The organism is Acidovorax sp. GW821-FHT10E04 (assembly GCF_059415185.1).
This window is the reverse complement of sequence record NZ_JBWKMT010000004.1, coordinates 131,904-154,693: the sequence shown is the minus strand read 5'-3', so window position 1 is coordinate 154,693 and position 22,790 is coordinate 131,904. Positions and strand designations below refer to the sequence as shown.

The window sequence follows — 22,790 nt, the reverse complement described above, 5'->3', positions numbered from 1 at the left end:
CGGAAAGAAGAAGGCGCTCCACCACAGTATGCGAAACGAAAACTCTCCCGACATGACTGCTGCATTGCTCTTACGGCGGACGGCCCTGCTCACGGGGCTGGGTTTCCTCGCACCCACGGCGTTCCTGGGCGCCAACGGACAGGCACGTCCCTCCGCGGGCCTGGCCAGCGGCGGCCAGTGGCCCGCATGGGACCGCTTCAAGGCGCAATTCGTCAGCGACGAAGGCCGTGTGATCTCCGACGATGGCGAAGGCGGGCGTACCTACTCCGAAGGCCAGGCATACGGGCTTTTCTTTGCCCTGGTGGCCAATGACCGCAAGGGGTTCGATGTCCTCCTGCGCTGGACTGAAAACAACCTGAGCGGCGGCGACCTCGGCGCCCGCTTGCCCGCGTGGCTATGGGGCCGCCGGCCTGACGGTACCTGGGGCATCCTCGACAGCAACGCCGCATCGGACGCGGACCTCTGGATTGCCTATGCCTTGGGTGAGGCGGCCCGCTTGTGGCAAGTGCCGCGCTACCACGCACTGGGAGCCCGGCTGGCCGCACGCATCATTGCCGAAGAAACAGCCGACCTGCCAGGCCTGGGCCTGTGCCTGCTGCCCGCGCCACGCGGCTTTGTGGAAGCCGGCGACCGATGGAAGCTCAACCCCAGCTACCTGCCTTTGCAGGCAATGCAACGGCTCGGCGCGCTGTACCCGCAGACCGCCTGGAAGCAGCTGGTACAAAGCTCCGAGAAGGTCATCGTGGGCGCATCCCCCCAAGGCTATGCCCCGGACTGGGCCATCTACGACGCGCGGCAGGGCTTTCTCATCGACGAAAAGGGCAAGGAAAAAGGCCAGGGCACCTACAACGCGATCCGCGTCTACCTGTGGGCCGGCATGCTGCACCCGGCCGCCAGCGGCCGCAAGGCGCTGCTGTCGGCACTGGCCCCCATGGCCCGCTACGTGCGGGAACAGGGGCACCCCCCCGAATCCATCGATGTACGGAGTGGACAAGCCTCCGGGGCAGGCCCGTCAGGCTTCTCTGCCGCGATGCTGCCCTTCCTGCAGGCGCAAGGAGACAGCGCCGCGCTGCAAGCGCAACGCAACCGCCTGGCAGCAAGCCCAGTGCGCACCACGGCCTACTATGAACAGACCCTCTCACTCTTCGGGCTGGGGTGGATGGAGGGCTGGTACCGGTTTTCGCCCGGGGGCCAGCTCCTGCCCAGGCGGCCCAGGCCCTGACGATCCCGCGGCAGCCCCACCGCCCTCCATCCCACGACGCCCCCTTCCACCGCCCTTCGAAATTCATCCATGAACCCTAACGCCCACACGCTCTGGCGCGCTCCCCAATGGGCCCTGGCCGTCCTCCTCGCCGTGCTGGGCATGCTGGGGCCTTTCTCCATCGACACCTACATCCCCGCGTTCACCGGCATTGCGCAGGCACTGGGCGCCACCCCCGTGGAGATGCAGCAGACCCTGTCGGCCTATCTCTTCGGTTTTGCGTTCATGAACCTCTTCCATGGCGCACTGGCGGACAGCTTTGGCCGGCGCCCCGTGGTGCTGTGCGGCATCGCGATGTTCACGCTGGCCTCCGCGGGCTGCGCGCTGTCGCAAAGCATCGGCCAGCTCATTGCATTCAGGGCGCTGCAAGGGCTATCGACGGGCGCCGGCATCGTGGTGTCGCGCGCGGTCATCCGCGACATGTTCCCCCCGGCACGCGCGCAGCAGGTGATGAGCCAGGTGACGATCTACTTTGGCGTGGCCCCGGCCATCGCCCCCATCGTGGGCGGCTGGCTGTTCGTGCACACGGGCTGGCACAGCATCTTCTGGTTCCTGACGCTGGTCGGCGTGGTCCTGTGGATCGCCAACTTCCGCCTGCTGCCCGAAACCCTGCAGCCCGAGCTGCGCCAGCCCTTCAACGTGCCCCACCTGATGCGCGGCTACTGGCAGCTGGGGTCCAGCCCACGCTTCGTGCTGCTGGCGCTGGCCAGCGGCGTGCCCTTCAACGGCATGTTCCTGTATGTGCTGGCGGCGCCGGCCTTCCTGGGCGAGCACCTGGCGCTGGCGCCCACGCAGTTCTTCTGGTTCTTCGTCCTCACCATCTCCGGCATCATGGGCGGCGCCTGGCTCAGCGGCCGCCTGGCCGGCAAGATCGCGCCGAAGCGGCAGATACGCCATGGCTTCGTGATCATGTTCACCGTGGCCATCCTCAACCTGGGGGCCAATCTGCTGTTCCCGGTGCATGCGGCGTGGGCACTCGCGCCGATCGCGGTCTTCGCGTTTGGCTGGGCCCTGATGGTGCCCGTGGTCACCTTGCTGGTGCTGGACCTTCACCCCGAGCGCCGCGGCATGGCCTCGTCCATGCAGGCGTTTGTAGGCTCCACCGCCAATGGCCTGGTGGCAGGGGTCGTGGTGCCGCTGGTGATGCATTCCACCGTCTTGCTGGCACTGGCCTCGCTGTTGATGATGTGCGTGGGCATGGCCGCATGGATCTACCTGCACCATCGCTGGCCCGATATTGGACGGACCGCCACGCCAGGCTGACCCGCCTGTTTGTGGAACCCCACGCATGCTGCAACAATGGGGCGAAATTTCATTCTCGACAGAACCCGTGTGCTCGCGCAGCGGACGAGGAGGCTCAGGCACTGGAGGACGACCATGCAGCTGCTGAAACTGGTTGAATCCAAGGTACGGGTGGGCGTGCCGCTGCCTTGGAATGTGCGCAACCAGGATTGCACCCTGCTGCTCGCCCGTGGGCACGTGATCCGCAACGACAGCCAGCTGGAAGCACTGCTCGAGCGCGGCATGTTTGTCGATATCGAAGAATTCAAGGCGGTGCAGGCGCTGGCGGCCCCTGCGGCAAAACCACTGGAAAGCATCTATACCCGCTGGGCGCTGGCCATTGACGCACTGGAATCGGCGCTGCCGCACCTGGGTGAAACCTCCGACAGCCTGGATGCGATCCAAGCACTGGCGGACGAGATACTGGAGCTTGCCGACGCGGACCCCGACATCGGCCTGTTCATGGCCGTGCGGCAGGACCATGCGAAGCATCTGCGCTACGGATACAGCCATGCGGTCTACACAGCGCTGCTGGGCATATTGATGGCGCGGCAGCTCGGCTGGGCCGCCGTGCGCATCCGGCAGATCGCACTGGCGGCGCTGACGATGAACGCCAGCATCGCCGAGCTGCAGGGCCAGATGGCCGCGCAGGACTATCCGGCCCTGGACCGGCAACGCACCCAGATCCGCGCACACCCTGCCCTGAGTGCCGCGCTGCTGGAGAAAGCCGGCGTTACCGACGCCGAATGGATCGCCGCAGTGATGCAACACCACGAGCAGCCGGATGGCAGCGGCTATCCACACGGCATCTCATCGGTGAGCGACACCGCGCAGGTATTGCGCATGGCGGACCTGTTCATGGCACGCATCAGCCCCCGGCAGTTGCGCCAACCGCTCTCCATCCAGGACGCCGCCCGGCTGATGTTCAGGGATGACAAGGGGGGCCCCTTCTCCACGGCGACCATCAAGGTGCTGGGCATCTATCCACCTGGCGACTTCGTGAAACTCGCGTCCGGAGAAATGGGGGTCGTGATGCGGCGGGGGGCCGAAGCACGCACCCCGCTTGTGGCCGCCGTGACGGACTCCCAAGGCAAGAGCGTGACCAGCACCCTGCAGCGCGACACGTCACAGGCCGCCTACGCCATCACGGGCCCGGCCACGGATCGCAGCCTGCTGGCCAGAGTGCCTCCCGAGCGGCTGTACGGCTACGCGGTGCACACGGGCTGAATCCAGCCAGGGGCGGGCGTTTGCGCGGTGCGGCTAGCTGGCGTGCCGCCTGTCCAGGCCATTGTCCTGGTAGTAGCGGTTCTTTTCGGCATACATGGCCTGGTCGGCGCGGTTGATCGTCGCCTCCACCTGATCGCCGGATCGACACGACGCGACCCCCATGGCCAGGCTGATCGGCTGTCCCGGATAGAACTGGTTGTTCAGGTCCAGCATCGAGAGGATGCGGTCCTGCAACGCAAAGGCACTGCGCTCATCCATGCCCGGCAGCAACACGGTGAACTCGTCGCCGCCAATGCGCGCTGCGCATGCCGGCGGATCCACCGCCTTGGCCAGCACTTCACCCACCCTTCGCAGCATCGAATCGCCCGCGGCATGACCTTGCTCATCGTTCACGGCCTTGAGCCCGTTCAGATCGATCGCAATGATGGACAAGGGCCAGGGCCCCTTGCGCGTGACCCGGTTGAGCTCCTCGGCATAGAAGGCCCGGTTGCGAAGCTGGGTCAGCACGTCATGTTTGCCCAGGTACTCCAGGTAGGCCTCGGCCTTCTTGCGCGCGGTGATGTCCACCAGCGAGAGCAGCACCAGCCCCCAGTCCGCCAAATGGTCCGCCAGCACCGAGAACTGCATGTGGATGTGCACCGCGTCGCCCGACAGGGCGTAGTTGACGACTTCGCGCTGCTGAAAGGTCTTGCCCTCCCACAGATCCAGCAACTGGTCGGCGAAAGACTCGTGCATTTCCCCCCGAAACACCCGGCCGATGTTGTTGAGCAGCATCTCCTTGCTGGATGCTCCGAACATGCGCAAGGTCTGCTGGTTGACATCCACCACCCGGATCTCCTGCATGCAGCGCGTGACGAACTCGGGATGCACCGTGATGAAGGTCTTGAAGTCGTCGATGCCTTGCGCGCGCACGCCATCGAGCAGGTTCTTCACGGCGCTAAAATCCTCCACCCACAGGGAGACGGGCGAATGCTCGAACAGATCCCGGGCATATTGTTCGCTGCGCCGCAGCTGGCGCGCGCCCCGCATCTGGGCCGTTATGTCTTCCAGCGAGAGCAGGACGCGGCTCCAGTCGTCCTCATACCCTGGCAGGATGCGCGCGCGGATCTGCACATCGAGCCGCCGGCCGTCGAGCGCGTAGTTCACGGTCTGGTTCGAAAACTCCAGCTGCCCCGACCAAAGCGCCGCCAACTCATGGGAGACCGCATCGTGCATGTCATCCCTGAAGACCTTGTCCAGATTCGCCTCGAGCACCTGCTGGCTCGGGGCAGCGAACAGCTCCAGCGTGCGGCGGTTCACCTTCAGAACCTGGAGCGCGGCACTGCATTGCCGCACCCGTGCCGGGTCTTGCGCGAGGTGGGCACGGATATCCGTGACTCCGGTGGCGCGCCAGCCGTCCAGAATCTGCTTGAGTGCGCTGTAGTCCTCCAGCCAGAGGGACACAGGGGCCAGCTCGAACATGTGCTCAAAGTCCGCACCCGACGATAACGAAGACGACACTGCAGATTCCTCCCGGAAGGATTATTGTCGAGCCTCTCTCTATATTCTCGCGCCCGGCAGGCGGCGGCAACAAAAAAAGGCTGGCACCTTGCGGTGCCAGCCTTTCAGGGCTCGCGTCGAAACGACGGGGCGGCCGAATCAGCGCGCGGGGCGCGCAGGGCGCTTGCGCGCATCATGGGCCACGAAGGGCTTGCCGCCGCCACCGCCTGCGGGCTTGGCGAAGCCGGGCTTGCGGGGTGCGAACTCGCCACGGGGCGCGCCAGCGTCGCCTCGGGGGGCAAAACCACCCCGGCCTGCATCACCGAAACCGGGCTTGCGGCCATAGCCGTCACCGTCGCGGCGGGGAGCGAAGCCCCGGTCATCACGGGCACCAAAACCACCACCCTCGCCGCCACGGGCAGGGGCTGCTCGCTGGCTGTCGCGGCCGGCGAATCCGCCGCCAAAGCCACCACCAAATCCGCCGCGGTCGTTGTTGCCGCGTGCGGGGCCGCCGAACTTGCGGTCACGGCTGTCGCGGTCGTAACCGCCACCGGGGCGGCCACGGCCACCAAAGTCACCACCGCGCGGTGCCTGGGGAGCACGTTGCGAAGGCTCCATGCCGGGAATCACATCGGCCTTGAACTGCTGGCGGCTGTACGACTCAATGTCGTAGATCTTGCGGCGGTCGCGGAACTCGGCAAACGTGATGGCCAGGCCATCGCGGCCCGCACGGCCGGTGCGGCCGATGCGGTGGGTGTAGTCCTCGGCCTTCATGGGCAGGCCGAAGTTGAACACGTGGGTGATCGTGGGCACGTCGATGCCGCGCGCAGCCACATCGGTGGCCACCAGGATCTGCACCTGGCCGGCACGCAACGCCATCAAGCGGCGGTTGCGCAGGCCCTGGCTCAGCGCGCCGTGCAGCGCCACGGCCGAGAATCCTTCCTGCTGCAGGTCGTTGGCCAAACCATCGCACTCCACCTGGGTGCTGGCGAAAACGATGGCCTGATTGATCGTGGTGTCGCGCAGCCAGTGGTCCAGCAGCTTGCGCTTGTGCTGGGCGTTGTCGGCCCAGTACAGCATCTGCTTGATGTTGGCGTGCTTCTCTTGCGGAGAATCGATGGTCACCTTCTGCACCGACGAACCGCCGTCGTGCATCACGCGCATCGCCAGTTGCTGGATGCGCGGCGCGAACGTGGCGCTGAACATCATGGTCTGCTTGCGCTGGGCGGTCAGCTGGTTCAGTTCGGCCAGGTCGTCCGAGAAGCCCAGGTCCAGCATGCGGTCGGCTTCGTCGACGACCAGGAACTGCACCTTGTCGAGCTTGATCTGCATCGAGCGCTGCAGGTCCAGCAGGCGGCCGGGGGTGGCGACCACGAGGTCGGCGTTCTGCAGCTTGGCGATCTGCAACTGGTAGGGCATGCCGCCCACCACGTTGGCCACGCGCAGACCACGGCAGTGCTTGACCAAGTCGATGGCGTCGTGCGCCACCTGCTGGGCCAGTTCACGCGTGGGGCACAGGATCAGGGCGCCCGGGGTGGCGGCCTTGAAGTTGCGCGAGCTGGTGGGGTCCTTGCGCTTGGCTCGCTTGGGAGCGGGTTCGCCACGCGCAGCGGCTTCGGCCACGGCGCGCTCGAAAGCGGCGCGTTCCTCGGCTTCGGCGGCGGCTTGCTGGTTGATCAGCGTGTGCAGCACGGGCAGCAGGAAGGCGGCGGTCTTGCCGGAGCCGGTCTGGCTCGAGACCATCAGGTCGATGAACTTGGTGGAGTCGTTGCCACCGCCCATGGCCAGGGGAATGGCCTTGAGCTGCACGCTGGTGGGCTGGGTGTAGCCCAGGTCAGCCACGGCTTGCACCAGTTCGGGCGCCAGGCCCAGTTCGACGAAGCCATTGGGTTCGGCGGTGACGGCGGCATCGCCTTCAGCGGCGGCCACCACGGCGTCCAGGGGGGAAGACTGCACGGAAAGGTCGGCAGCAAAGGAAGTTTCTGCAGGCGCGAATTCGCCCTGCACCAAAGAGGTGTCGGTCATGATTTTTCTCTCACGAAGACGATCGCAGGCGCAGCCTGCGAGTGGCTTCGTCAATGGTTAAAAAACATCAACCATCAAACGAAACCTGCATTGCTCTGGGCGAATGCTGGTGGGCGTTGTTCGCTAGTCCTGCACTGCACGAAGCAGTCGGCTGGCAAGCCCGGTGTGTGAGGGGAGATGCACAATCTGCGAGGAACCGTTTCCTGCGCAGCCGCTGATTATGGCATGAATAGGGGTTTCCCCGCAAGCCCCTTCACCTTGCAGCACGCTTCATGCCTCAGCGCGGCCACGGTCTCGAAGGGATCGCAAGCCGGTCTCGCACAGGTGCAGCCCGGCCCGGCCCCGCGCAACGGATCACACCGACAGCAGATGCCTGCGGTAGTGCGCCAACTCGTCGATGGACTCATGCACGTCGGCCAGGGCCGTGTGCTTCTGGGCCTTCTTGAAGCTCGTGTAGGCCTCGGGTTTCCAGCGCTTGGCCAGCTCCTTGAGGGTGCTCACGTCCACATTGCGGTAGTGAAAGAACCGCTCCAGCTTGGGCATGTAGCGCACCAGAAAGCGACGGTCCTGCCCGATGCTGTTGCCGCACATGGGTGCCGTGCCCTTGGGAACATACTGGCTCAGGAAGGCAATGATCTGCTGCTCGGCCTCCGCTTCGGTCACGGTGGAGGCCTTGACCTTGTCGATCAGGCCGCTGCGGCCATGGGTGCCCTTGTTCCAGGCATCCATCTTGTTGAGGAGTTCGTCAGGCTGGTGGATCGCAAACACCGGGCCTTCAATGCGCGGCTCCAGGCTGGGGCCGGTCACGATGACGGCGATTTCGAGCAGACGGTCGGTATCGGGCTCCAGGCCGGTCATTTCGCAGTCGAGCCAGACGAGGTTCTGGTCGGACTTGGCAAGCGCCTGGGGGGTGGGATGGTTGGCTTCTGGCATGGCGCGCATTGTCGCCGATGGCCCGCAGCCCTTGCACCACAGTCCCAGGGGCTTCCCCATTAAACTCCCCCCACCACCATGCCCACCTCCTCCGACGCCCTCTCTCCTTCCTCGGTGCTGACGTTCGCCTTCGCAGCGGCACTCCTGCTGGGCCTGGCCCTCAAGCTCTGGCTGGCCACGCGCCAGATGCGGCACGTGGCCCGCCACCGTGGCGCGGTGCCGGCGCCGTTTGCCGAGCGCATTGCGCTGGCAGCCCACCAGAAGGCCGCCGACTACACCATCGCCAAGGGGCGCCTGGGCCTGCTGGAGATGGCGCTGAGCGCCGCCGTGCTGCTGGGGTGGACGCTGCTGGGCGGCCTGGATGCCCTGAATCAGCTCCTGCTGGACGCACTCGGAGGCGGCATGTGGCAGCAGTTGGCGCTGCTGGCGGTGTTTGCGGCGATCAGCGGGCTGATCAACCTGCCCCTGTCGCTGTACCAGACCTTCGTGGTGGAGGAGCGCTTCGGTTTCAACAAGATGACCTGGCGCCTGTGGCTTGCGGATGCCGCCAAGGGCTTGCTGGTCGGTGCGGCCATCGGCCTTCCGATCGCCGCGCTGATCCTGTGGATCATGGGCGCTGCCGGCCCGCTGTGGTGGCTGTGGGCCTGGTGCTTCTGGATGGGGTTCAACCTGCTGCTGATGGTGGTCTACCCCACCTTCATCGCACCGCTGTTCAACAAATTCCAGCCACTCGAGGACGAATCCCTCAAGACCCGCGTGACGGCCCTCATGCAGCGCTGCGGCTTCTCGGCCAAGGGGCTGTTCGTGATGGACGGCAGCCGCCGCAGCGCCCACGCCAACGCCTACTTCACGGGCTTTGGCGCCGCCAAGCGCGTGGTGTTCTACGACACGCTGCTGCGCCAGCTGTCGCCGGGCGAGGTGGAGGCGGTGCTGGCCCATGAGCTCGGGCACTTCCGGCATCGCCACATCATCCAGCGCATCGTGGCCATGTTCGCGCTGAGCCTGGCCGGATTCGCGTTGCTCGGCTGGCTCTCCACCCAGGTATGGTTCTACACAGGCCTGGGAGTGCGCCCCAACATCTCCTTCGACCCGGCAATGGCCGCCGCGCCGAACGACGCGCTGGCGTTGCTGCTGTTCATGCTGGCGGTGCCGGTGTTCACGTTCTTCATCTCGCCCGTGTTCTCCCGGCAATCGCGCCGCCACGAGTTCCAGGCCGATGCCTATGCCGTTGCCCAGGCCAGTGGCGCCGACCTCTCCTCGGCCCTGCTCAAGCTCTACGAAGACAATGCCTCCACGCTCACCCCCGACCCGGTGTACGTGAAGTTCTACTACTCGCACCCACCCGCCACCGAGCGGCTGGCGCGCATGCACACCCCCGCCCACCCATGACGACTATGCTGAAGAAAAAAGACTGGTCCACGCAGACCCGCCGTGCGCTGACAGCTACTGAAGTTGTAGCAAACCTGGCCAAACTCGAAGGCTGGAGCCTGACCGGAGATGGCGCCGACGTGGCCATCGAGAAGACCTACCGGTTCGCGAACTACTACGAAACCATCTCGTTCGTGAATGCACTGGCCTTCATCGCCAACGCGCAGGACCACCACCCCGACCTGTCGGTGCACTACAACCGCTGCGTGGTGCGGCTGAACACGCACGACGTGCACGGCATCTCGTCCACCGATTTCGAATGCGCGACCCAGTTCGATGCGCTGGTGGCGTGACCCCATGACGCCGCGCACCACCACCAACACAACATCCCATGGCTGAACGCAGCGCGCTCATGGAAGGCACCGTGGTGGCCAGCCATGGGCGCCACTGCATGGTGGAGACGCCCGACGGCGAACGCCGCATCTGCCATCCGCGCGGCAAGAAGAGCCAGGCCGTGGTGGGTGACCACGTGCTGTGGCAGGCGCCCCCGCCTGGCCAGGGCGAAGAGGGCACCATCGAAAAGGTCCAGGAGCGGCGCAACCTCTTTTACCGCCAGGACGAGATCCGCACCAAATCGTTTGCGGCCAACCTCGACCAGGTGCTGATCCTCATCGCGGCGGAACCCGTGTTCTCGGAAAGCCAGCTCTCCCGCGCGCTGATCGCCGCCGAGGCCGAAGGCATCACGCCCCTCATCGCGCTCAACAAGAGCGACCTGGTGGAACCCTTCGCCCGGGCCTGGGAGCGCCTGCTCCCCTACCGCCACATGGGCTCTGGCAAGCACTACGGCGTGCTGCCGCTGTCCCTGGCGCTATCGAGCGATGTGGACCGCGCGCTGCTGATGGAGCACCTGCAGGGCAAGACCACGCTGGTGCTGGGGCCCTCGGGCTCGGGCAAGAGCACCCTCATCAACCTGCTGGTGCCGGGCGCCTCGGTGCTGACCGGCGAAATTTCGCAGGCCCTCAACTCAGGCAAGCACACCACCACCAGCACCCACTGGTACTGGATGGACAAGGCCCGCACCACGGCCCTCATCGATTCGCCGGGTTTCCAGGAATTCGGGCTGCACCACATCGCCCCGATGCAGCTGGCCGCCTGCATGCCCGACATCGCCCAACACGCGACCCACTGCAAGTTCTACAACTGCACCCACCTGCACGAGCCGGGCTGCGGCGTGCTGGACGCAGTGAAACTGGGCCCTTCCGCAGGCGGGATCAGCCCTACACGCTACAAAATATATAGCGATTTATTCGAAGAGCTGAGCCATACGCGGTATTGACCGGTGTTGATCAGTGCTGATCAGTGCTGATCAGTATCGATGCATGCGCAGCGCCGACGGCCGCGAACCGCCCTCCGCATGGCATGTACCACGCCAGCGCACCCGTGGAACTGGCTTTGCATGGCCACCGGGTGCGCCCCCTCCGGGGGAAGGCGCCGAAGGCTACTAGGGGGATTTCCAGCTACCCCAGCAAACGCGCCAGCGTGAGCAGCGCCAGCAGCAGCATCCACACCACCACCGAGCGCCACACCAGCCCCACCACGCTGCGCAGGTGGCCCACCTCGGGCTCCCGGCCCGGCGTGGAATCGCTGTCGCCCATGTCGGCGTCGATCTCCAGGCCCTGCGGCGCATGCAGCTCGGTGCGCGCCTTCAGCGCCTCGCCCCCCAGGCGCACATTGATCGCGCCCGCGGTCGCCGCCAGCACCACGCCGTCGTTGTCATTGGGAAAACGCTGCGCATGGAATCGCCAGCCCTCGATGGCTTCCTCAAAGCTGCCCACCACGGCAAAGCTCAGCGCGGTGAGCCGGGCCGGAAGCCAGTCGATGGCCGTCCACGCCTGGGCAGAAGCCTGCTGCAGCGAGGCACTGGCGGGCTGGGCGCCCGTGCGCTGCTTGTAGTGCCAGTAGCGCGATACGAATTCGGCCAGCCGGTACAGCACGGCACCCGTGGGCCCCAGGCCCAGCGCGGCCAGCACCGAGAACCAGGCCAGCACCCCGAACACATGCCGGTGGGCCGCCAGCACCGAGTACTCGATCACGTGGCGCACGATCTCGCTGCGTGGAAGCGCACCCACGTCCACCTGCTGCCAGTGGGCCAGGCGCTCCCGGGCGCCATCTTCATCGCCCTCTTCCAGCGCATCGCGGATGCCGGTGAAATGGTGGCTGAACTGCCGAAAGCCCAGGGTGATGTAGAGCACCGCCACGCTCCAGAGCACCGCGAAGGGCCAGCCCAGGCCCCACAGCAACAGCCAGTGGATGGCCAGCGTGAGGAGCGCGGGCACGACGACTGCGAGGCCCCAGGCCACCCAGCCATGGTGCGGCTTGCCCGCATCGAAATTGCGGCTGACGGACAAGGCCCACGCACGCAGACCTGCATGGATGGGATTGCTGCGTGCCAGCGGGCGGGCCTGCTCGATCAGCAGAGCGAACAGGATGGCGAAGAAACTCATGGGGGGCAATGATACTGGCGCCAAGCCGCAGGAGCGCGTGTTTGCGCCGAACCTCAGCGATACATCCACCATGAACAGCGCGACACACCCGCAGCCCGCGGAACTAGCGCGACCCAGGCCTGCCCTCCCGCGCAAGGTCCGCCCGCCGCACCGGGGACAGCCCCCGGCCGGGGAGGCCTCACTCGGCCATCATGAAGCGGTAGAAGTTGCGCAGCATGCCCGCCGTGGCACCCCAGATGTAGTGGTTCTTGCCACCATCCTGGTACGGCATCGAGAACCACTCGCGGTGCACGCCATCGCGGTCGAACACATGGCGCCGGTGGTTGGCGGGGTTCAGCAGGAAATCCAGCGGCACCTCGAAGAGGTCCGCCACCTCGTAGGGATTGGGCTGCAGGACACAGTCGGGCCGCACCAGCGCCACCACGGGGGTGATGATGAAGGACGACCCCGTGACATAGGTCGGCAGGGTTCCGAGCACTTCCACGAACTCGCGGCCGAGCCCCACCTCTTCCTGCGCTTCGCGCAAGGCCGTGTCGGCGGGGGAGGCATCGCCAGCGTCTGCCCGCCCTCCTGGAAAGGCCACCTGCCCCGAATGTGTGGACAGATGGGCCGTGCGCTCGGTCAGCAGCACCATGGGCTCTTCGCGCAGCACGATGGCGAGCAGGACCGACGCGTGGGCCGGCTCGCGGTTCATGAACTTCTTCTCCAGCAGCACCTCGGGCTCCCAGCGGGGCGGGTGCGCGAAGCGCGCGCGCAGCGCCTGCGGCGTCTGCGCGGCCGCCGGCACCGCGGGCAGGTGCGCATCCACCCCCACCACCGGCACGAGGCGGGGGTCGAAGTCGGGCAGGCTCGACAGCGGCGCAATGACCGACGAAACGGCAGGGATGGAAGATGGGTTCACGAAAGGGGGTTCAACGGACCAGAAAACAAAAAGCCGCTACAGGCAGATGCTGTAGCGGCCTTGTCAGGACGAGCCCGCGCCTTATGCGGCGGTGGCTGCAACCTTGACGCGCGAAGGCAGCTTTTCCTTGATACGTGCCGACTTGCCGCTGCGGTCACGCAGGTAGTACAGCTTGGCACGGCGCACGTCGCCGCGGCGCTTGACTTCGATGCTGGCGATCAGCGGGCTGTAGGTCTGGAACGTACGCTCCACGCCTTCGCCGCTGGAGATCTTGCGCACGGTGAAGCCGCTGTTCAGGCCGCGATTGCGCTTGGCGATCACCACGCCTTCGTAGGCCTGCACGCGCTTGCGGGTACCTTCCACCACGTTCACGCTCACGATGACGGTGTCACCAGGGGCGAATTCGGGGATGGTCTTGTTCAAGCGGGCGATTTCTTCCGCTTCCAGGGTCTGGATCAGGTTCATGTGAGTTTCCTAGCGATCTTGTCCGCGCCAAAAATGGCTGCGTCGGGATTGACGTCTCAGTGTTTCGCGGGAGAACTCCCTGTCAAAACGGCCGGCCAGAGGATCGAAAAGCCTTTGATTATAGCAATTCAGGCGAGCTTGGCCAATACCGCCTCGTCAGCGGGCGCCAGCCGCCCCGCCTTTCGCGCGGCGTCGATGAGGTCGGGCCGGTGCCGGGCCGTGATGGCCAGGCGCTGGTCGCGCCGCCAGCGCTCGATGTGCGCGTGGTGGCCGGACATCAGCGCGGCCGGCACCTGCTGCCCTGCCCATTCCTCGGGGCGCGTGTAGTGGGGGCAGTCCAGCAGGCCATCGAGCGCCGGATTGAAGCTGTCGAGCTGGTGGCTACCCTCGTCATTGAGCACGCCGGGCTGCAGGCGCGCCACGGCGTCCAGCAAGGCCATGGCTGCGATTTCGCCCCCTGACAGCACGAAGTCGCCCAGGCTCATCTGCACATCGACATGGGCGTCGATGAATCGCTGGTCGATGCCCTCATAGCGCCCGCACAGCAGGATGGCCCCCGCGCTGGCCGACCAGCGCTCCACGGCCGCATGGTTGAGCGACTCGCCAATGGGCGAAAAAAGGACCAGCGGCGCCTGGCTGCCCTGGAGCTCGCCGCGCTCGGCCCGGATGGCCGAGAGGCACCGCGCGAGGGGCTCCGCCATCATCACCATGCCCGGGCCGCCGCCAAAGGGGCGGTCGTCCACACGGCGGTAGTTGCCGTCGGCATGGTCCCGCGGGTTCCACAGGCGCACATCGACCTGGCCGCTGGCGTAGGCGCGCCGGGTCACGCCGCTGGCCAGGAAGGGCGCGAACAGCTCGGGAAACAGGGTGATGAGGTCAAAGCGCATGGTGCGCGGCGCGGTCCGTCAAGGCCGATCAGTAATCAGGCTGCCAGTCCACCGTGATGCGCTTTTCCGGCAGGTCCACCTTGTCGACGAAGGCCGAGACAAAGGGAATCATGCGCTCCAGCGCCTTGCCGTCCTGCTCGTAGGCCAGCACCAGCACCGTCTGCGGACCGGTGGACATGAGCTCCCGCACCTCGCCGAGCGCCACGCCTTCGCGGTTGAGGACCGCAAGGCCGATCAGGTCGACCCAGTAGTACTCGTCGTCCGTGGTGGACGGAAAGCTCGATCGCGGCACGAAGATGCGCGCGCCGCGCAAGGCCTCCGCGGCATTGCGGTCGTCAATGCCCTGCGCCCAGGCCACCACGGTGTCGGAATGGTCCTTGGCCTGCCGGATGGGCAACAGCACGGTCCCGGTGAACGTCCTGGCCCCGCGCTCGGACGGCTGCAGGTACCAGCGCTTGGAGGAAAACAGTGCCTCGGGGCTGCTGCTGTGGGGCAGCACCTTGAACCAGCCCTTGACCCCCCAGGCGTCGGCGATGCGGCCCACTTCGATGGCATCGGGGGGCAGCTCGGCGGGTTCGAGGGTCAGGGTGGCGGCCATGGTGGTGATTCCAGAATAGGAAAAGGGCGGGTTCCGCGCGGCAAGCCGACGGAACCCGCCCTTTTCAGGGAGCTTTAAGCAGCCTTCTTGGCGGCTTGCTTGATCAGGCGGTCCACGGTAGGCGAGGACTGGGCGCCCACGCTCTTCCAGTACGTCAGACGGTCTTGCACGATGCGCAGGCCTTCTTCGGATTCCTTGGCGGTGGGGTTGTAGAAGCCGATGCGCTCGATGAAGCGGCCGTCACGGCGCACGCGCTTGTCAGCAACGACGATATTGAAGAAAGGACGGCCCTTGGAGCCGCCGCGGGAGAGTCGAATGACGACCATGATTTATCCTTCGGGTGGTGAACTCCGGCAACATTTGCCTTGAGCCACAGTGTTCGCAACCATATTCGCAACGCTTGAGACACGCGACATGGCCACCCGGCCAGCGACACGCTGCAAAGCCCACGATTATATCCACTTCCCCGCAAATGCCTACCATCCGCCCCAGCCGCGACGAAGATATCGCGGCCATCACCGCCATTTATGCCCACCACGTCCTGACCGGGACAGGCACTTTCGAGATCGATCCGCCCACCGAAACCGACATGGCGGGCCGCCGGGCCGACGTGCTGGCGCGCAATCTGCCGTACATCGTGGCCGAAAAGGACGGGCGGGTGATGGGCTTTGCCTATGCCAACTGGTTCAAGCCACGCCCGGCCTACCGCTTTTCGGCCGAGGACTCGATCTACGTGGCCGACGACGCCCGCGGCATGGGCGTGGGCCGCAAGCTGCTCGCCGAGCTGGCTGTCCAGGCCGAGGCGGCCGGGGTGCGCAAGTTGCTGGCGGTGATTGGCGATTCGGCCAACCTGGGCTCGATCGGCGTGCACCGGTCGCTGGGGTTCACCGACGTGGGCGTCATGCGCTCGGTGGGCTGGAAATTCGGCGCCTGGCGCGACATCGTGCTCATGGAAAAGACCCTGGGTGCGGGCGATACCAGTTCGCCTGAATAATCGGGGCATGGAACATACCCCCCACGCTCTCCCGCTTCGTGTGACCACGGCCCCCGAGGCAGCCGCATTTTTTCCCGGGACGGCCCGGCGATGAAGAACAAGACCCTGGCCGCCTGGCTGGCCTTCCTCGGCGGCCCTCTGGGCCTGCACCGCTTTTATCTTCACGGCCTGGGCGACCTGCTCGGCTGGCTGCTGCCGATTCCCACGGCGCTGGGCATCTACGGCATCCAGCGCGTGCAGCAGCTCGGCCAGGACGACCACTACAGTTGGATGCTGATTCCCCTGCTGGGCTTCACGATCGCCGGCTGCGCATTGCAGGCCATCCTGTTCGCGCTGAAAACACCCGAGGCGTGGAACGCGCGCTACAACCCAGCCGCCGCACCCGACGCCCCGGCCGGCAGGACGCAATGGATCACCATCGGCGCCATCGTGGTCTCGCTGATGGTCGGCACCGCCGTGCTGATGGCCAGCCTCGCGTTCAGCTTTCAACGGTATTTCGAGTACCAGATCGAGGAAGCCCGCAAGATCTCGCAGTGATCCCGCTGGCACCAGGACAAACGCCCCATTGAATTTGCATTCAATTGGGGCGTTAGCGCTTATCTGAATTGCCTTGTTAGCTACATATCCAATAGCAAATCAAGGATTCCAGGCTCAGAACATCTGCAGGCTGATCCAGTACGCCACGGCCGCGACGAACGCGCTGGCCGGGATGGTCAGTATCCAGGCCCAGACGATGTTGCCCGCCACACCCCAGCGCACAGCGCTGGCGCGCTGGGTGGAGCCCACGCCGACAATCGCACCCGTGATGGTGTGCGTGGTCGAGACCGGGATGCCCAGCGTGGTGGCAAGAAACAGCGTCATCGCCCCACCCGTCTCCGCGCAGAAGCCGCCCACGGGCTTGAGCTTGGTGATCTTCTGGCCCATGGTCTTGACGATGCGCCAGCCGCCGAACATGGTGCCCAGGCCGATGGCCACATAGCAGCTCACGATGGCCCAGGTCGGTGGTGATGCGTCGGACGCCGAAGAATACCCCGTCGCAATCAGCAGCAGCCAGATGATGCCGATGGTCTTTTGCGCATCGTTGCCGCCGTGGCCCAGGCTGTAAGCGCCCGCAGACACCAGCTGCAGCCGGCGGAACCATTTGTCCACCTTGCTCGGCCGCGTTCGCCGGAAGATCCAGGCCACCGCCACCATCATGATCGAGCCCAGGGTGAAGCCCAGCAGCGGCGAGACGAAGATGAACGCCACGGTCTTGAGGATGCCGGCGGAGATCAGCGCACTGGCGCCCGCCTTGGCGATCACCGCGCCCACGATGCCGCCGATGAGCGCATGCGAGGAACTGCTGGGAATACCGTAGTACCAGGTGATCACGTTCCAGGTGATGGCGCCCACCAGGGCGCCAAACACCACGTGCGTATCCACCACGCCGGGCTGCACGATGCCCTTGCCCACCGTGGCGGCCACGCTCAGGTGAAAGACGAAGATCGCCACGAAGTTGAAGAATGCCGCGAACAGCACCGCCTGCGCGGGCTTGAGCACGCCGGTGGAGACCACCGTGGCAATGGAGTTGGCGGCGTCGTGGAACCCGTTCATGAAGTCGAACAGGATCGCCAGCGCCACGAGCAGGACCACAACCCAGAGGGCCGTTTGTACGGTTTCCATGCTGGTCAGCCCGCGGGGATCAGGAGTTCTCGAGGACGATGCCCTCGATGCAGTTGGCCACATCCTCGCACTTGTCGGTGATCGTCTCGAGCAGCTCGTAGATCGCCTTGAGCTTGATCACCTCGCGCACATCGGGCTCCTCGCGAAAGAGCTTGCTCATGGCGCTGCGCATCACGCGGTCGGCGTCGGACTCGAGCTTGTCGATCTCCTCGCAGGTCTTGAGCGCGGCCTCGGCCACGGCCGGGTCGGCGATCTTGTCGAGCAGCTTGACGGCGTCGCGCAGGCGTTCGCAGCACTTGAGGCTCAGGTCCGTGAGGCGCGTGATCTCCTCGGTCATGTGGCGCACGTCGTAGAGCGCCATGGTTTCGGCGGAATCCTGGATCAGGTCGGCCACATCGTCCATGGTGTTGATGAGCGTGTGGATCTGCTCACGGTCGATGGGGGTGATGAAGGTCTTGTGGATGGCCTTGTTCACCTCGTGCGTCACGCGGTCGGCGGCACGCTCGGCGTTGTCCACGTCCTGGTTGTACTTGTCGCGCAGGTGCGGGTCGTTGTAATTGGCCACCAGTTGCGAAAAAGCGCGGGCCGCTTCCACGATGCGGTCCGCATGCTGGTTGAACATTTCAAAAAAATTGCCTTCGCGTGGCAACAGCTTGGCAAACAGCATGGGGGCTCCTGGAGGGGGATCGGATTTCTGAAAAGAGGGACGGCGTCATGACAGAAACATGACTGTTCCGTGACCCGGGGAGTTTAACCGTCCGCCCCGCCGGGGCGCGGGCGGGCTCAGGCGCTTCGGAAGATGAAGTACACCGCACCCACCAGGCACAGGCCCGCCCACAGGTAGTCCCACTTCAGCGGCTGGCCCATGTAGAACACCGCGAACGGCACGAACACGGCCAGCGTGATCACCTCCTGCATGATCTTGAGCTGGCCCACATTGAACTGCGTGAAGCCGATGCGGTTGGCCGGCACCTGCAGCAGGTACTCGAACAGGGCGATGCCCCAGCTCACCAGCGCGGCGGTGTACCAGGGCGACGTGGCCAGGTTCTTGAGGTGCCCGTACCAGGCAAAGGTCATGAAGACATTGCTGGCGATCAGGAGCAGGACGGTCTGGAGCGAGATCGGCAGGGATTGCAGGGCGTTCATGGCGGTGCAGCGTGGACGGCAGAAAGACGGCAAGGGGCCAGATTATGGACAAAACAAGCCCATGGCGCCTGACGCATCACCCCTTTTGGCTACGAAATAGATAGCATATCAAGCACAGATGCCTTCCTGCCGCAGGCGGTTCGTGCCGCCATGAAAAAAGGCACTGCGGCTGGGCAGTGCCTTTTTTCCGGTGGCGCCCACGGCGCCCAATGCGCGGCAGGCGGGTTATTCGCCCAGGTAGGCCGCCCGCACTTTGGGGTCGCTCAGCAGTTCCTGGCCGGGGCCCGTCATCGTGATGAGGCCCGACTCCATCACGTAGCCGCGGTCGGCAATGGCCAGCGCGCGGCTCGCGTTCTGCTCCACCAGCAGGATGGTCACGCCCAGGGCGTACACGTCGCGCACCACCTCGAAGATCTTGTCCACCATGATGGGCGACAGGCCCATGGAGGGCTCGTCCAGCAGCAGCACCTTGGGCTGGCTCATGAGCGCGCGGCCCATGGCCAGCATCTGCTGCTCGCCGCCCGACATGGTGCCGGCCAGTTGGTCCTTGCGCTCGCGCAGGCGCGGGAAGATGGTGAACATCTTCTCGATGTCGGCCAGGATGCCCGCCTTGTCCCTGCGCGTGTAGGCGCCCATCTGCAGGTTCTCGGTGATGGTCATGCGCGCGAACACGCCACGGCCTTCGGGCACCATCACCAGACCCTTCTTCACCAGGTCCCAGGCGCCCTTGCCCTTGATGCTTTCACCCAGGTACAGGATGTCGCCATCGTTCATGCCCAGGGTGCCGGTGATGGCCTTCATGGTGGTGGTCTTGCCGGCGCCGTTGGAGCCGATCAGCGAGACCAGCTCGCCTTCGCGCACTTCGAAGTCCACGCCCTTGACGGCCTGGATACCGCCGTAGGCCACTTTCAGGCCCTTGACCTGCAGCAGTACCTTGTTGGATTTTTCGGCCATTCTCAATGTCCTCCGGTGCCCAGATAGGCCTCAATCACTTTTTCGTTCTTCTGCACTTCGGCGGGGTTGCCTTCGGCGATCTGCTTGCCGTAGTCAAGCACCGTCACGCGGTCGCACAGGCCCATCACCAGCTTCACGTCGTGCTCGATGAGCAGGATGGTGCGGTTGTCGTTGCGGATGCGGTCGATCAGCTCGCGCAGCAGCACCTTCTCGGTGGCGTTCATGCCGGCGGCGGGCTCGTCCAGGGCGATCAGCTGCGGGTCGGTGGCCAGGGCGCGGGCGATTTCCAGGCGGCGCTGGTCACCGTAGCTCAGGGTGCGCGCCTTGTAGTCGGCGAACTTGCCGATGCCCACGTAGTCAAGCAGCTCCTGCGCGCGCTTGGCGATGGCGGCTTCTTCTTCCTTGAAGCCCTTGGTGCGCAGCACGGCGCCGAGCAACCCGGACTTGGTCCGGATGTGGCGGCCGACCATCACGTTCTCCAGCGCCGTCATCTCGGCGAACAGGCGAATGTTCTGGAAGGTGCGGGCGATGCCTGCCTTGGCCACTTCATGCACGGCGGTGGGCTCGTAGGCCTTGCCGGCCAGCTCGAACGTGCCGCTGTCGGGGGTGTACAGGCCCGTGATCACATTGAAGAACGTGGTCTTGCCCGCTCCGTTGGGGCCGATCAGGCCATAGACCTGGCCGCGCTGGATGGTGATCCCGACGTCGGACAGGGCCTGCAGGCCGCCAAAGCGCTTGGAAATGCCGGCGACCTTCAGCACCACTTCATTGGATTTCTCTGTCATTGCTAACTTTCGGTGGTGTTCTGCTTCAGGTCTTCTGCGTCAGGCTCTTGCCGTGCTCAGGCGAGGGCCACAGGCCGCGGGGGCGAATCAGCATGATGACGATCATGGCCAGCGCGATCAGCAGCTGGCGCAGGATGGCGGAGTCCAGGCGGCCGTCCGTCATGGCCTGCAGCGGACCGGCGACGTAGCGCAGCACCTCGGGCAGGGCCGACAGCAGCACGGCCCCCAAGATCACGCCAGGGATGTGGCCGATGCCGCCCAGCACCACCATGGCGACGATCATGACCGACTCCATCAGGCTGAACGACTCGGGCGACACGAAGCCCTGGAACGCACCGAACATCGCACCCGACACGCCGCCGAACGAAGCGCCCATGCCGAAGGCCAGCAGCTTCATGTTGCGGGTGTTGATGCCCATGGCCTTGGCGGCGATCTCGTCCTCGCGGATGGCCATCCAGGCGCGGCCGATGCGCGAATCCTGCAGGCGGTAGCAGATCACGATGGAGATCACCACCAGGATCAGGAACAGGTAGTAATACAGCGTGACCGAGTTGATGTCGTAGCCGAACAGCTCCAGCCGCTTGCCCAGGTCCAGGCCAAAGACCTTGACCGAGTCGATCTGGCCCAGGCCCTTGGGGCCGTTGGTCAGGTTGACGGGGTGGTCCAGGTTGTTCAGGAAGATCCGGATGATTTCGCCGAAGCCCAGCGTGACGATGGCCAGGTAGTCACCCCGCAGCTTGAGCGTGGGGGCTCCCAACAGCGCCCCGAAGAACGCCGCGAGCAATGCCGCCAACGGTATGACCAGCCACAGCGAGGTGTGCAGGCCGGTGGGGAACATGGCGGCAAAGGCCGCAAAGTTGTCCGCGAGGTGCGGCGAAGCCATCAAGGCAAACAGGTAGGCGCCCACGGCGTAGAACGCCACGTAGCCCAGGTCCAGCAGGCCGGCGTAGCCCACCACGATGTTCAGGCCCAGGGCCAGCAGCACATACAGCAGGGCCAGGTCGGCGATGCGCACCCAGGCGTTGCCGAAGGATTGCAGGATCAGCGGCAGCACCAGCAGCGCGACGGCGCCGATGATCCAGTTGGTTTTGGTGTTCTTCATGGTCCTAGGCTCCTCAGGCGCGATCCGCCACACGCTCACCCAGCAGGCCCGAGGGGCGCAGCGTCAGGATGATGATGAGCACGATGAACGCAAAGATGTCGGTGTAGTGGCTGCCCAGCAGGCCGCCCGTGAGCGTGCCGATGTAGCCCGAGCCGATGGCTTCGATGAGGCCCAGCAGGATGCCGCCGACCACCGCGCCGGCCAGGTTGCCGATGCCGCCGAACACGGCTGCCGTGAAGGCCTTGAGCCCGGGCAGGAAGCCCATGGTGTGCTGCGCCGTGCCGTAGTTGGAGGCATACATGATGCCGGCCACGGCCGCCAGGATGGCGCCGATGATGAAGGTGGCGGAGATCACCATGTCGGGCTTGACGCCCATGAGCGAGGCCACGCGGGGGTTCTCGGCCGTGGCGCGCATGGCGCGGCCCAGGTTGGTGTGGTTCACCAGGTACACGAGGGAAGCGAGGGCCACGGCCGTCACGCCCAGGATCAGTATCTGCGTGGGGGTGATGAAGGCGCCGCCGACCTGGAACGGCGTGCTAGGCAGCATCGTGGGATAGGGCTTGTAGTTGGGCTTCCAGATGATCATCGCCAGCGTCTGCAGCAGGATCGACATGCCGATGGCGGTGATCAGGGGTGCCAGGCGCGGACTGTTGCGCAGGGGCCGGTAGGCCACCTTCTCGATCACGAAATTGAGCGTCGCGGCGACCACGCAGGCAATGAGGGTCGCCAGCAGCAGGATCAGCCAGCCAGGCGCGCCCGGCATCGCGGCCTGCATCATTCCTATGCAGCTCCAACTGGTCAGAGCCCCGATCATCAGCACCTCGCCGTGGGCGAAATTGATCAGCTGAATAATGCCGTACACCATGGTGTAGCCCAAGGCTATCAAGGCGTACATGCTGCCGAGTACCAGACCGTTGATGATCTGTTGCAGCAAAATGTCCATAAGAGAAGTCCTTCGTTTGTAACGTACCCACCGCTTTGGCACCGGAATCGGTACAGCCTTGTGGGCCCGACTGCCATCTAGCAAAAAACCCGCCAGAAGTGCAGCTGTGCGGGTTTGTGGACGGGATTGTAGCGAGTAGTCACAAGCGGCCCCCGCCAAGCCGGGCGGGGTTTTCCCTCGGGTTGGGGCCACATCAGCGGGCAACGCAATTCATAAGCGCACATGATGCAAGCAGGAAAATTGATGTGCGAACTTATTACCCAATTCATGCCAAA

24 protein-coding genes are annotated in these 22,790 nt (G+C 65.3%); 8 read left to right on the top strand and 16 right to left on the bottom strand.

The window, feature by feature from the left end:
* The first annotated feature begins 52 nt into the window (after window positions 1-52).
* The 3 genes from bcsZ (at window position 53) to AC07OC_RS14160 (ending at window position 3,769) form a co-directional block, all read left to right on the top strand.
* Window positions 53-1,222 carry a cellulose synthase complex periplasmic endoglucanase BcsZ gene (gene bcsZ, locus AC07OC_RS14170; protein ID WP_218340029.1) on the top strand — a complete coding sequence of 390 codons (1,170 nt, stop codon included), beginning with the start codon at window positions 53-55 and terminating at the stop codon, window positions 1,220-1,222.
* A 69-nt stretch (window positions 1,223-1,291) separates the two neighbouring features.
* Window positions 1,292-2,524, top strand: coding sequence for a multidrug effflux MFS transporter (locus AC07OC_RS14165; RefSeq protein ID WP_218295705.1), 1,233 nt, complete (start codon window positions 1,292-1,294; stop codon window positions 2,522-2,524).
* A gap of 114 nt (window positions 2,525-2,638) precedes the next feature.
* The gene (locus tag AC07OC_RS14160; RefSeq protein WP_218340028.1) at window positions 2,639-3,769 is read left to right on the top strand and encodes an HD-GYP domain-containing protein; all 1,131 of its coding nucleotides are present in this window, start codon (window positions 2,639-2,641) and stop codon (window positions 3,767-3,769) included.
* A 33-nt stretch (window positions 3,770-3,802) separates the two neighbouring features.
* Here the strand turns inward: AC07OC_RS14160 and AC07OC_RS14155 are convergent, their stop codons facing one another.
* From AC07OC_RS14155 to orn, 3 genes are all read right to left on the bottom strand, one after another.
* A complete protein-coding gene (locus tag AC07OC_RS14155; RefSeq protein ID WP_218295833.1) occupies window positions 3,803-5,230 on the bottom strand; it encodes a sensor domain-containing diguanylate cyclase in 1,428 nt (475 codons plus the stop codon).
* Window positions 5,231-5,407: 177 nt separating this feature from the next.
* Window positions 5,408-7,273 (bottom strand): DEAD/DEAH box helicase, encoded by a 1,866-nt coding sequence (locus tag AC07OC_RS14150; RefSeq protein WP_218340027.1) that lies wholly within the window; start codon window positions 7,271-7,273, stop codon window positions 5,408-5,410.
* A gap of 354 nt (window positions 7,274-7,627) precedes the next feature.
* Complete coding sequence (orn, locus tag AC07OC_RS14145; RefSeq protein ID WP_218340026.1) at window positions 7,628-8,206, bottom strand: oligoribonuclease; 579 nt, start codon at window positions 8,204-8,206, stop codon at window positions 7,628-7,630.
* Window positions 8,207-8,284: 78 nt separating this feature from the next.
* On the opposite strand from orn, the gene AC07OC_RS14140 reads away from it, so the two are divergent.
* The 3 genes from AC07OC_RS14140 to rsgA are packed head-to-tail and all read left to right on the top strand — an operon-like array spanning window position 8,285 to window position 10,910.
* Window positions 8,285-9,595: a M48 family metallopeptidase gene (locus AC07OC_RS14140; RefSeq protein ID WP_494601552.1), complete on the top strand. Its 1,311-nt coding sequence runs from the start codon at window positions 8,285-8,287 to the stop codon at window positions 9,593-9,595.
* Window positions 9,592-9,927 (top strand): 4a-hydroxytetrahydrobiopterin dehydratase, encoded by a 336-nt coding sequence (locus AC07OC_RS14135; RefSeq protein ID WP_218295710.1) that lies wholly within the window; start codon window positions 9,592-9,594, stop codon window positions 9,925-9,927. Before AC07OC_RS14140 ends, AC07OC_RS14135 begins: the two co-directional genes overlap by 4 nt.
* 38 nt (window positions 9,928-9,965) lie before the next feature.
* A complete protein-coding gene (gene rsgA / locus AC07OC_RS14130) occupies window positions 9,966-10,910 on the top strand; it encodes a ribosome small subunit-dependent GTPase A (protein ID WP_218295711.1) in 945 nt (314 codons plus the stop codon).
* Between the two features lie 181 nt (window positions 10,911-11,091).
* Here the strand turns inward: rsgA and AC07OC_RS14125 are convergent, their stop codons facing one another.
* The 6 genes from AC07OC_RS14125 to rpsP form a co-directional block, all read right to left on the bottom strand.
* On the bottom strand, window positions 11,092-12,078 hold the full coding sequence (locus tag AC07OC_RS14125) for a CobD/CbiB family protein (RefSeq protein WP_218295712.1): 987 nt from the start codon (window positions 12,076-12,078) through the stop codon (window positions 11,092-11,094).
* Between the two features lie 178 nt (window positions 12,079-12,256).
* Window positions 12,257-12,979: a CoA pyrophosphatase gene (locus AC07OC_RS14120; RefSeq protein ID WP_218295713.1), complete on the bottom strand. Its 723-nt coding sequence runs from the start codon at window positions 12,977-12,979 to the stop codon at window positions 12,257-12,259.
* Window positions 12,980-13,060: 81 nt separating this feature from the next.
* Complete coding sequence (gene rplS, locus AC07OC_RS14115) at window positions 13,061-13,444, bottom strand: 50S ribosomal protein L19 (protein ID WP_218295714.1); 384 nt, start codon at window positions 13,442-13,444, stop codon at window positions 13,061-13,063.
* Window positions 13,445-13,572: 128 nt separating this feature from the next.
* Complete coding sequence (gene trmD, locus AC07OC_RS14110) at window positions 13,573-14,331, bottom strand: tRNA (guanosine(37)-N1)-methyltransferase TrmD (RefSeq protein WP_218340024.1); 759 nt, start codon at window positions 14,329-14,331, stop codon at window positions 13,573-13,575.
* Between the two features lie 28 nt (window positions 14,332-14,359).
* Window positions 14,360-14,929, bottom strand: coding sequence for a ribosome maturation factor RimM (gene rimM, locus AC07OC_RS14105; RefSeq protein ID WP_218295716.1), 570 nt, complete (start codon window positions 14,927-14,929; stop codon window positions 14,360-14,362).
* A gap of 74 nt (window positions 14,930-15,003) precedes the next feature.
* Entirely contained in the window at window positions 15,004-15,255 is a 252-nt protein-coding gene (gene rpsP, locus AC07OC_RS14100; protein WP_008904984.1) for a 30S ribosomal protein S16, read from the bottom strand.
* 146 nt (window positions 15,256-15,401) lie between these two features.
* On the opposite strand from rpsP, the gene AC07OC_RS14095 reads away from it, so the two are divergent.
* Together AC07OC_RS14095 and AC07OC_RS14090 are read left to right on the top strand one after the other, a co-directional pair.
* A complete protein-coding gene (locus tag AC07OC_RS14095; RefSeq protein WP_218340023.1) occupies window positions 15,402-15,923 on the top strand; it encodes a GNAT family N-acetyltransferase in 522 nt (173 codons plus the stop codon).
* A 90-nt stretch (window positions 15,924-16,013) separates the two neighbouring features.
* Entirely contained in the window at window positions 16,014-16,460 is a 447-nt protein-coding gene (locus AC07OC_RS14090; protein WP_218295718.1) for a TM2 domain-containing protein, read from the top strand.
* 114 nt (window positions 16,461-16,574) lie between these two features.
* Here the strand turns inward: AC07OC_RS14090 and AC07OC_RS14085 are convergent, their stop codons facing one another.
* The 7 genes from AC07OC_RS14085 to AC07OC_RS14055 form a co-directional block, all read right to left on the bottom strand.
* Window positions 16,575-17,585 carry an inorganic phosphate transporter gene (locus AC07OC_RS14085; RefSeq protein WP_218295719.1) on the bottom strand — a complete coding sequence of 337 codons (1,011 nt, stop codon included), beginning with the start codon at window positions 17,583-17,585 and terminating at the stop codon, window positions 16,575-16,577.
* Window positions 17,586-17,604: 19 nt separating this feature from the next.
* Window positions 17,605-18,252, bottom strand: coding sequence for a DUF47 domain-containing protein (locus AC07OC_RS14080; RefSeq protein ID WP_010463500.1), 648 nt, complete (start codon window positions 18,250-18,252; stop codon window positions 17,605-17,607).
* A 116-nt stretch (window positions 18,253-18,368) separates the two neighbouring features.
* Window positions 18,369-18,731 (bottom strand): DMT family protein, encoded by a 363-nt coding sequence (locus tag AC07OC_RS14075; RefSeq protein ID WP_218340022.1) that lies wholly within the window; start codon window positions 18,729-18,731, stop codon window positions 18,369-18,371.
* A gap of 225 nt (window positions 18,732-18,956) precedes the next feature.
* On the bottom strand, window positions 18,957-19,685 hold the full coding sequence (locus AC07OC_RS14070) for an ABC transporter ATP-binding protein (protein ID WP_218295721.1): 729 nt from the start codon (window positions 19,683-19,685) through the stop codon (window positions 18,957-18,959).
* 2 nt (window positions 19,686-19,687) lie between these two features.
* Window positions 19,688-20,470, bottom strand: a complete 783-nt coding sequence (locus AC07OC_RS14065) for an ABC transporter ATP-binding protein (protein ID WP_218295722.1) — start codon at window positions 20,468-20,470, stop codon at window positions 19,688-19,690.
* 25 nt (window positions 20,471-20,495) lie between these two features.
* Window positions 20,496-21,572 carry an ABC transporter permease subunit gene (locus AC07OC_RS14060; RefSeq protein WP_218295723.1) on the bottom strand — a complete coding sequence of 359 codons (1,077 nt, stop codon included), beginning with the start codon at window positions 21,570-21,572 and terminating at the stop codon, window positions 20,496-20,498.
* 13 nt (window positions 21,573-21,585) lie between these two features.
* The gene (locus tag AC07OC_RS14055; protein ID WP_218295724.1) at window positions 21,586-22,515 is read right to left on the bottom strand and encodes a branched-chain amino acid ABC transporter permease; all 930 of its coding nucleotides are present in this window, start codon (window positions 22,513-22,515) and stop codon (window positions 21,586-21,588) included.
* Window positions 22,516-22,790 lie beyond the last annotated feature (275 nt).

Coding starts and splice junctions, on each gene's coding strand:
- bcsZ (WP_218340029.1), top strand. CDS start 53: ATGACTGCTGCATTGCTCTTACGGCGGACGGCCCTGCTCACGGGGCTG.
- AC07OC_RS14165 (WP_218295705.1), top strand. CDS start 1,292: ATGAACCCTAACGCCCACACGCTCTGGCGCGCTCCCCAATGGGCCCTG.
- AC07OC_RS14160 (WP_218340028.1), top strand. CDS start 2,639: ATGCAGCTGCTGAAACTGGTTGAATCCAAGGTACGGGTGGGCGTGCCG.
- AC07OC_RS14155 (WP_218295833.1), bottom strand. CDS start 5,230: ATGTTCGAGCTGGCCCCTGTGTCCCTCTGGCTGGAGGACTACAGCGCA.
- AC07OC_RS14150 (WP_218340027.1), bottom strand. CDS start 7,273: ATGACCGACACCTCTTTGGTGCAGGGCGAATTCGCGCCTGCAGAAACT.
- orn (WP_218340026.1), bottom strand. CDS start 8,206: ATGCCAGAAGCCAACCATCCCACCCCCCAGGCGCTTGCCAAGTCCGAC.
- AC07OC_RS14140 (WP_494601552.1), top strand. CDS start 8,285: ATGCCCACCTCCTCCGACGCCCTCTCTCCTTCCTCGGTGCTGACGTTC.
- AC07OC_RS14135 (WP_218295710.1), top strand. CDS start 9,592: ATGACGACTATGCTGAAGAAAAAAGACTGGTCCACGCAGACCCGCCGT.
- rsgA (WP_218295711.1), top strand. CDS start 9,966: ATGGCTGAACGCAGCGCGCTCATGGAAGGCACCGTGGTGGCCAGCCAT.
- AC07OC_RS14125 (WP_218295712.1), bottom strand. CDS start 12,078: ATGAGTTTCTTCGCCATCCTGTTCGCTCTGCTGATCGAGCAGGCCCGC.
- rplS (WP_218295714.1), bottom strand. CDS start 13,444: ATGAACCTGATCCAGACCCTGGAAGCGGAAGAAATCGCCCGCTTGAAC.
- trmD (WP_218340024.1), bottom strand. CDS start 14,331: ATGCGCTTTGACCTCATCACCCTGTTTCCCGAGCTGTTCGCGCCCTTC.
- rimM (WP_218295716.1), bottom strand. CDS start 14,929: ATGGCCGCCACCCTGACCCTCGAACCCGCCGAGCTGCCCCCCGATGCC.
- rpsP (WP_008904984.1), bottom strand. CDS start 15,255: ATGGTCGTCATTCGACTCTCCCGCGGCGGCTCCAAGGGCCGTCCTTTC.
- AC07OC_RS14095 (WP_218340023.1), top strand. CDS start 15,402: ATGCCTACCATCCGCCCCAGCCGCGACGAAGATATCGCGGCCATCACC.
- AC07OC_RS14090 (WP_218295718.1), top strand. CDS start 16,014: ATGAAGAACAAGACCCTGGCCGCCTGGCTGGCCTTCCTCGGCGGCCCT.
- AC07OC_RS14085 (WP_218295719.1), bottom strand. CDS start 17,585: ATGGAAACCGTACAAACGGCCCTCTGGGTTGTGGTCCTGCTCGTGGCG.
- AC07OC_RS14080 (WP_010463500.1), bottom strand. CDS start 18,252: ATGCTGTTTGCCAAGCTGTTGCCACGCGAAGGCAATTTTTTTGAAATG.
- AC07OC_RS14075 (WP_218340022.1), bottom strand. CDS start 18,731: ATGAACGCCCTGCAATCCCTGCCGATCTCGCTCCAGACCGTCCTGCTC.
- AC07OC_RS14070 (WP_218295721.1), bottom strand. CDS start 19,685: ATGGCCGAAAAATCCAACAAGGTACTGCTGCAGGTCAAGGGCCTGAAA.
- AC07OC_RS14065 (WP_218295722.1), bottom strand. CDS start 20,470: ATGACAGAGAAATCCAATGAAGTGGTGCTGAAGGTCGCCGGCATTTCC.
- AC07OC_RS14060 (WP_218295723.1), bottom strand. CDS start 21,572: ATGAAGAACACCAAAACCAACTGGATCATCGGCGCCGTCGCGCTGCTG.
- AC07OC_RS14055 (WP_218295724.1), bottom strand. CDS start 22,515: ATGGACATTTTGCTGCAACAGATCATCAACGGTCTGGTACTCGGCAGC.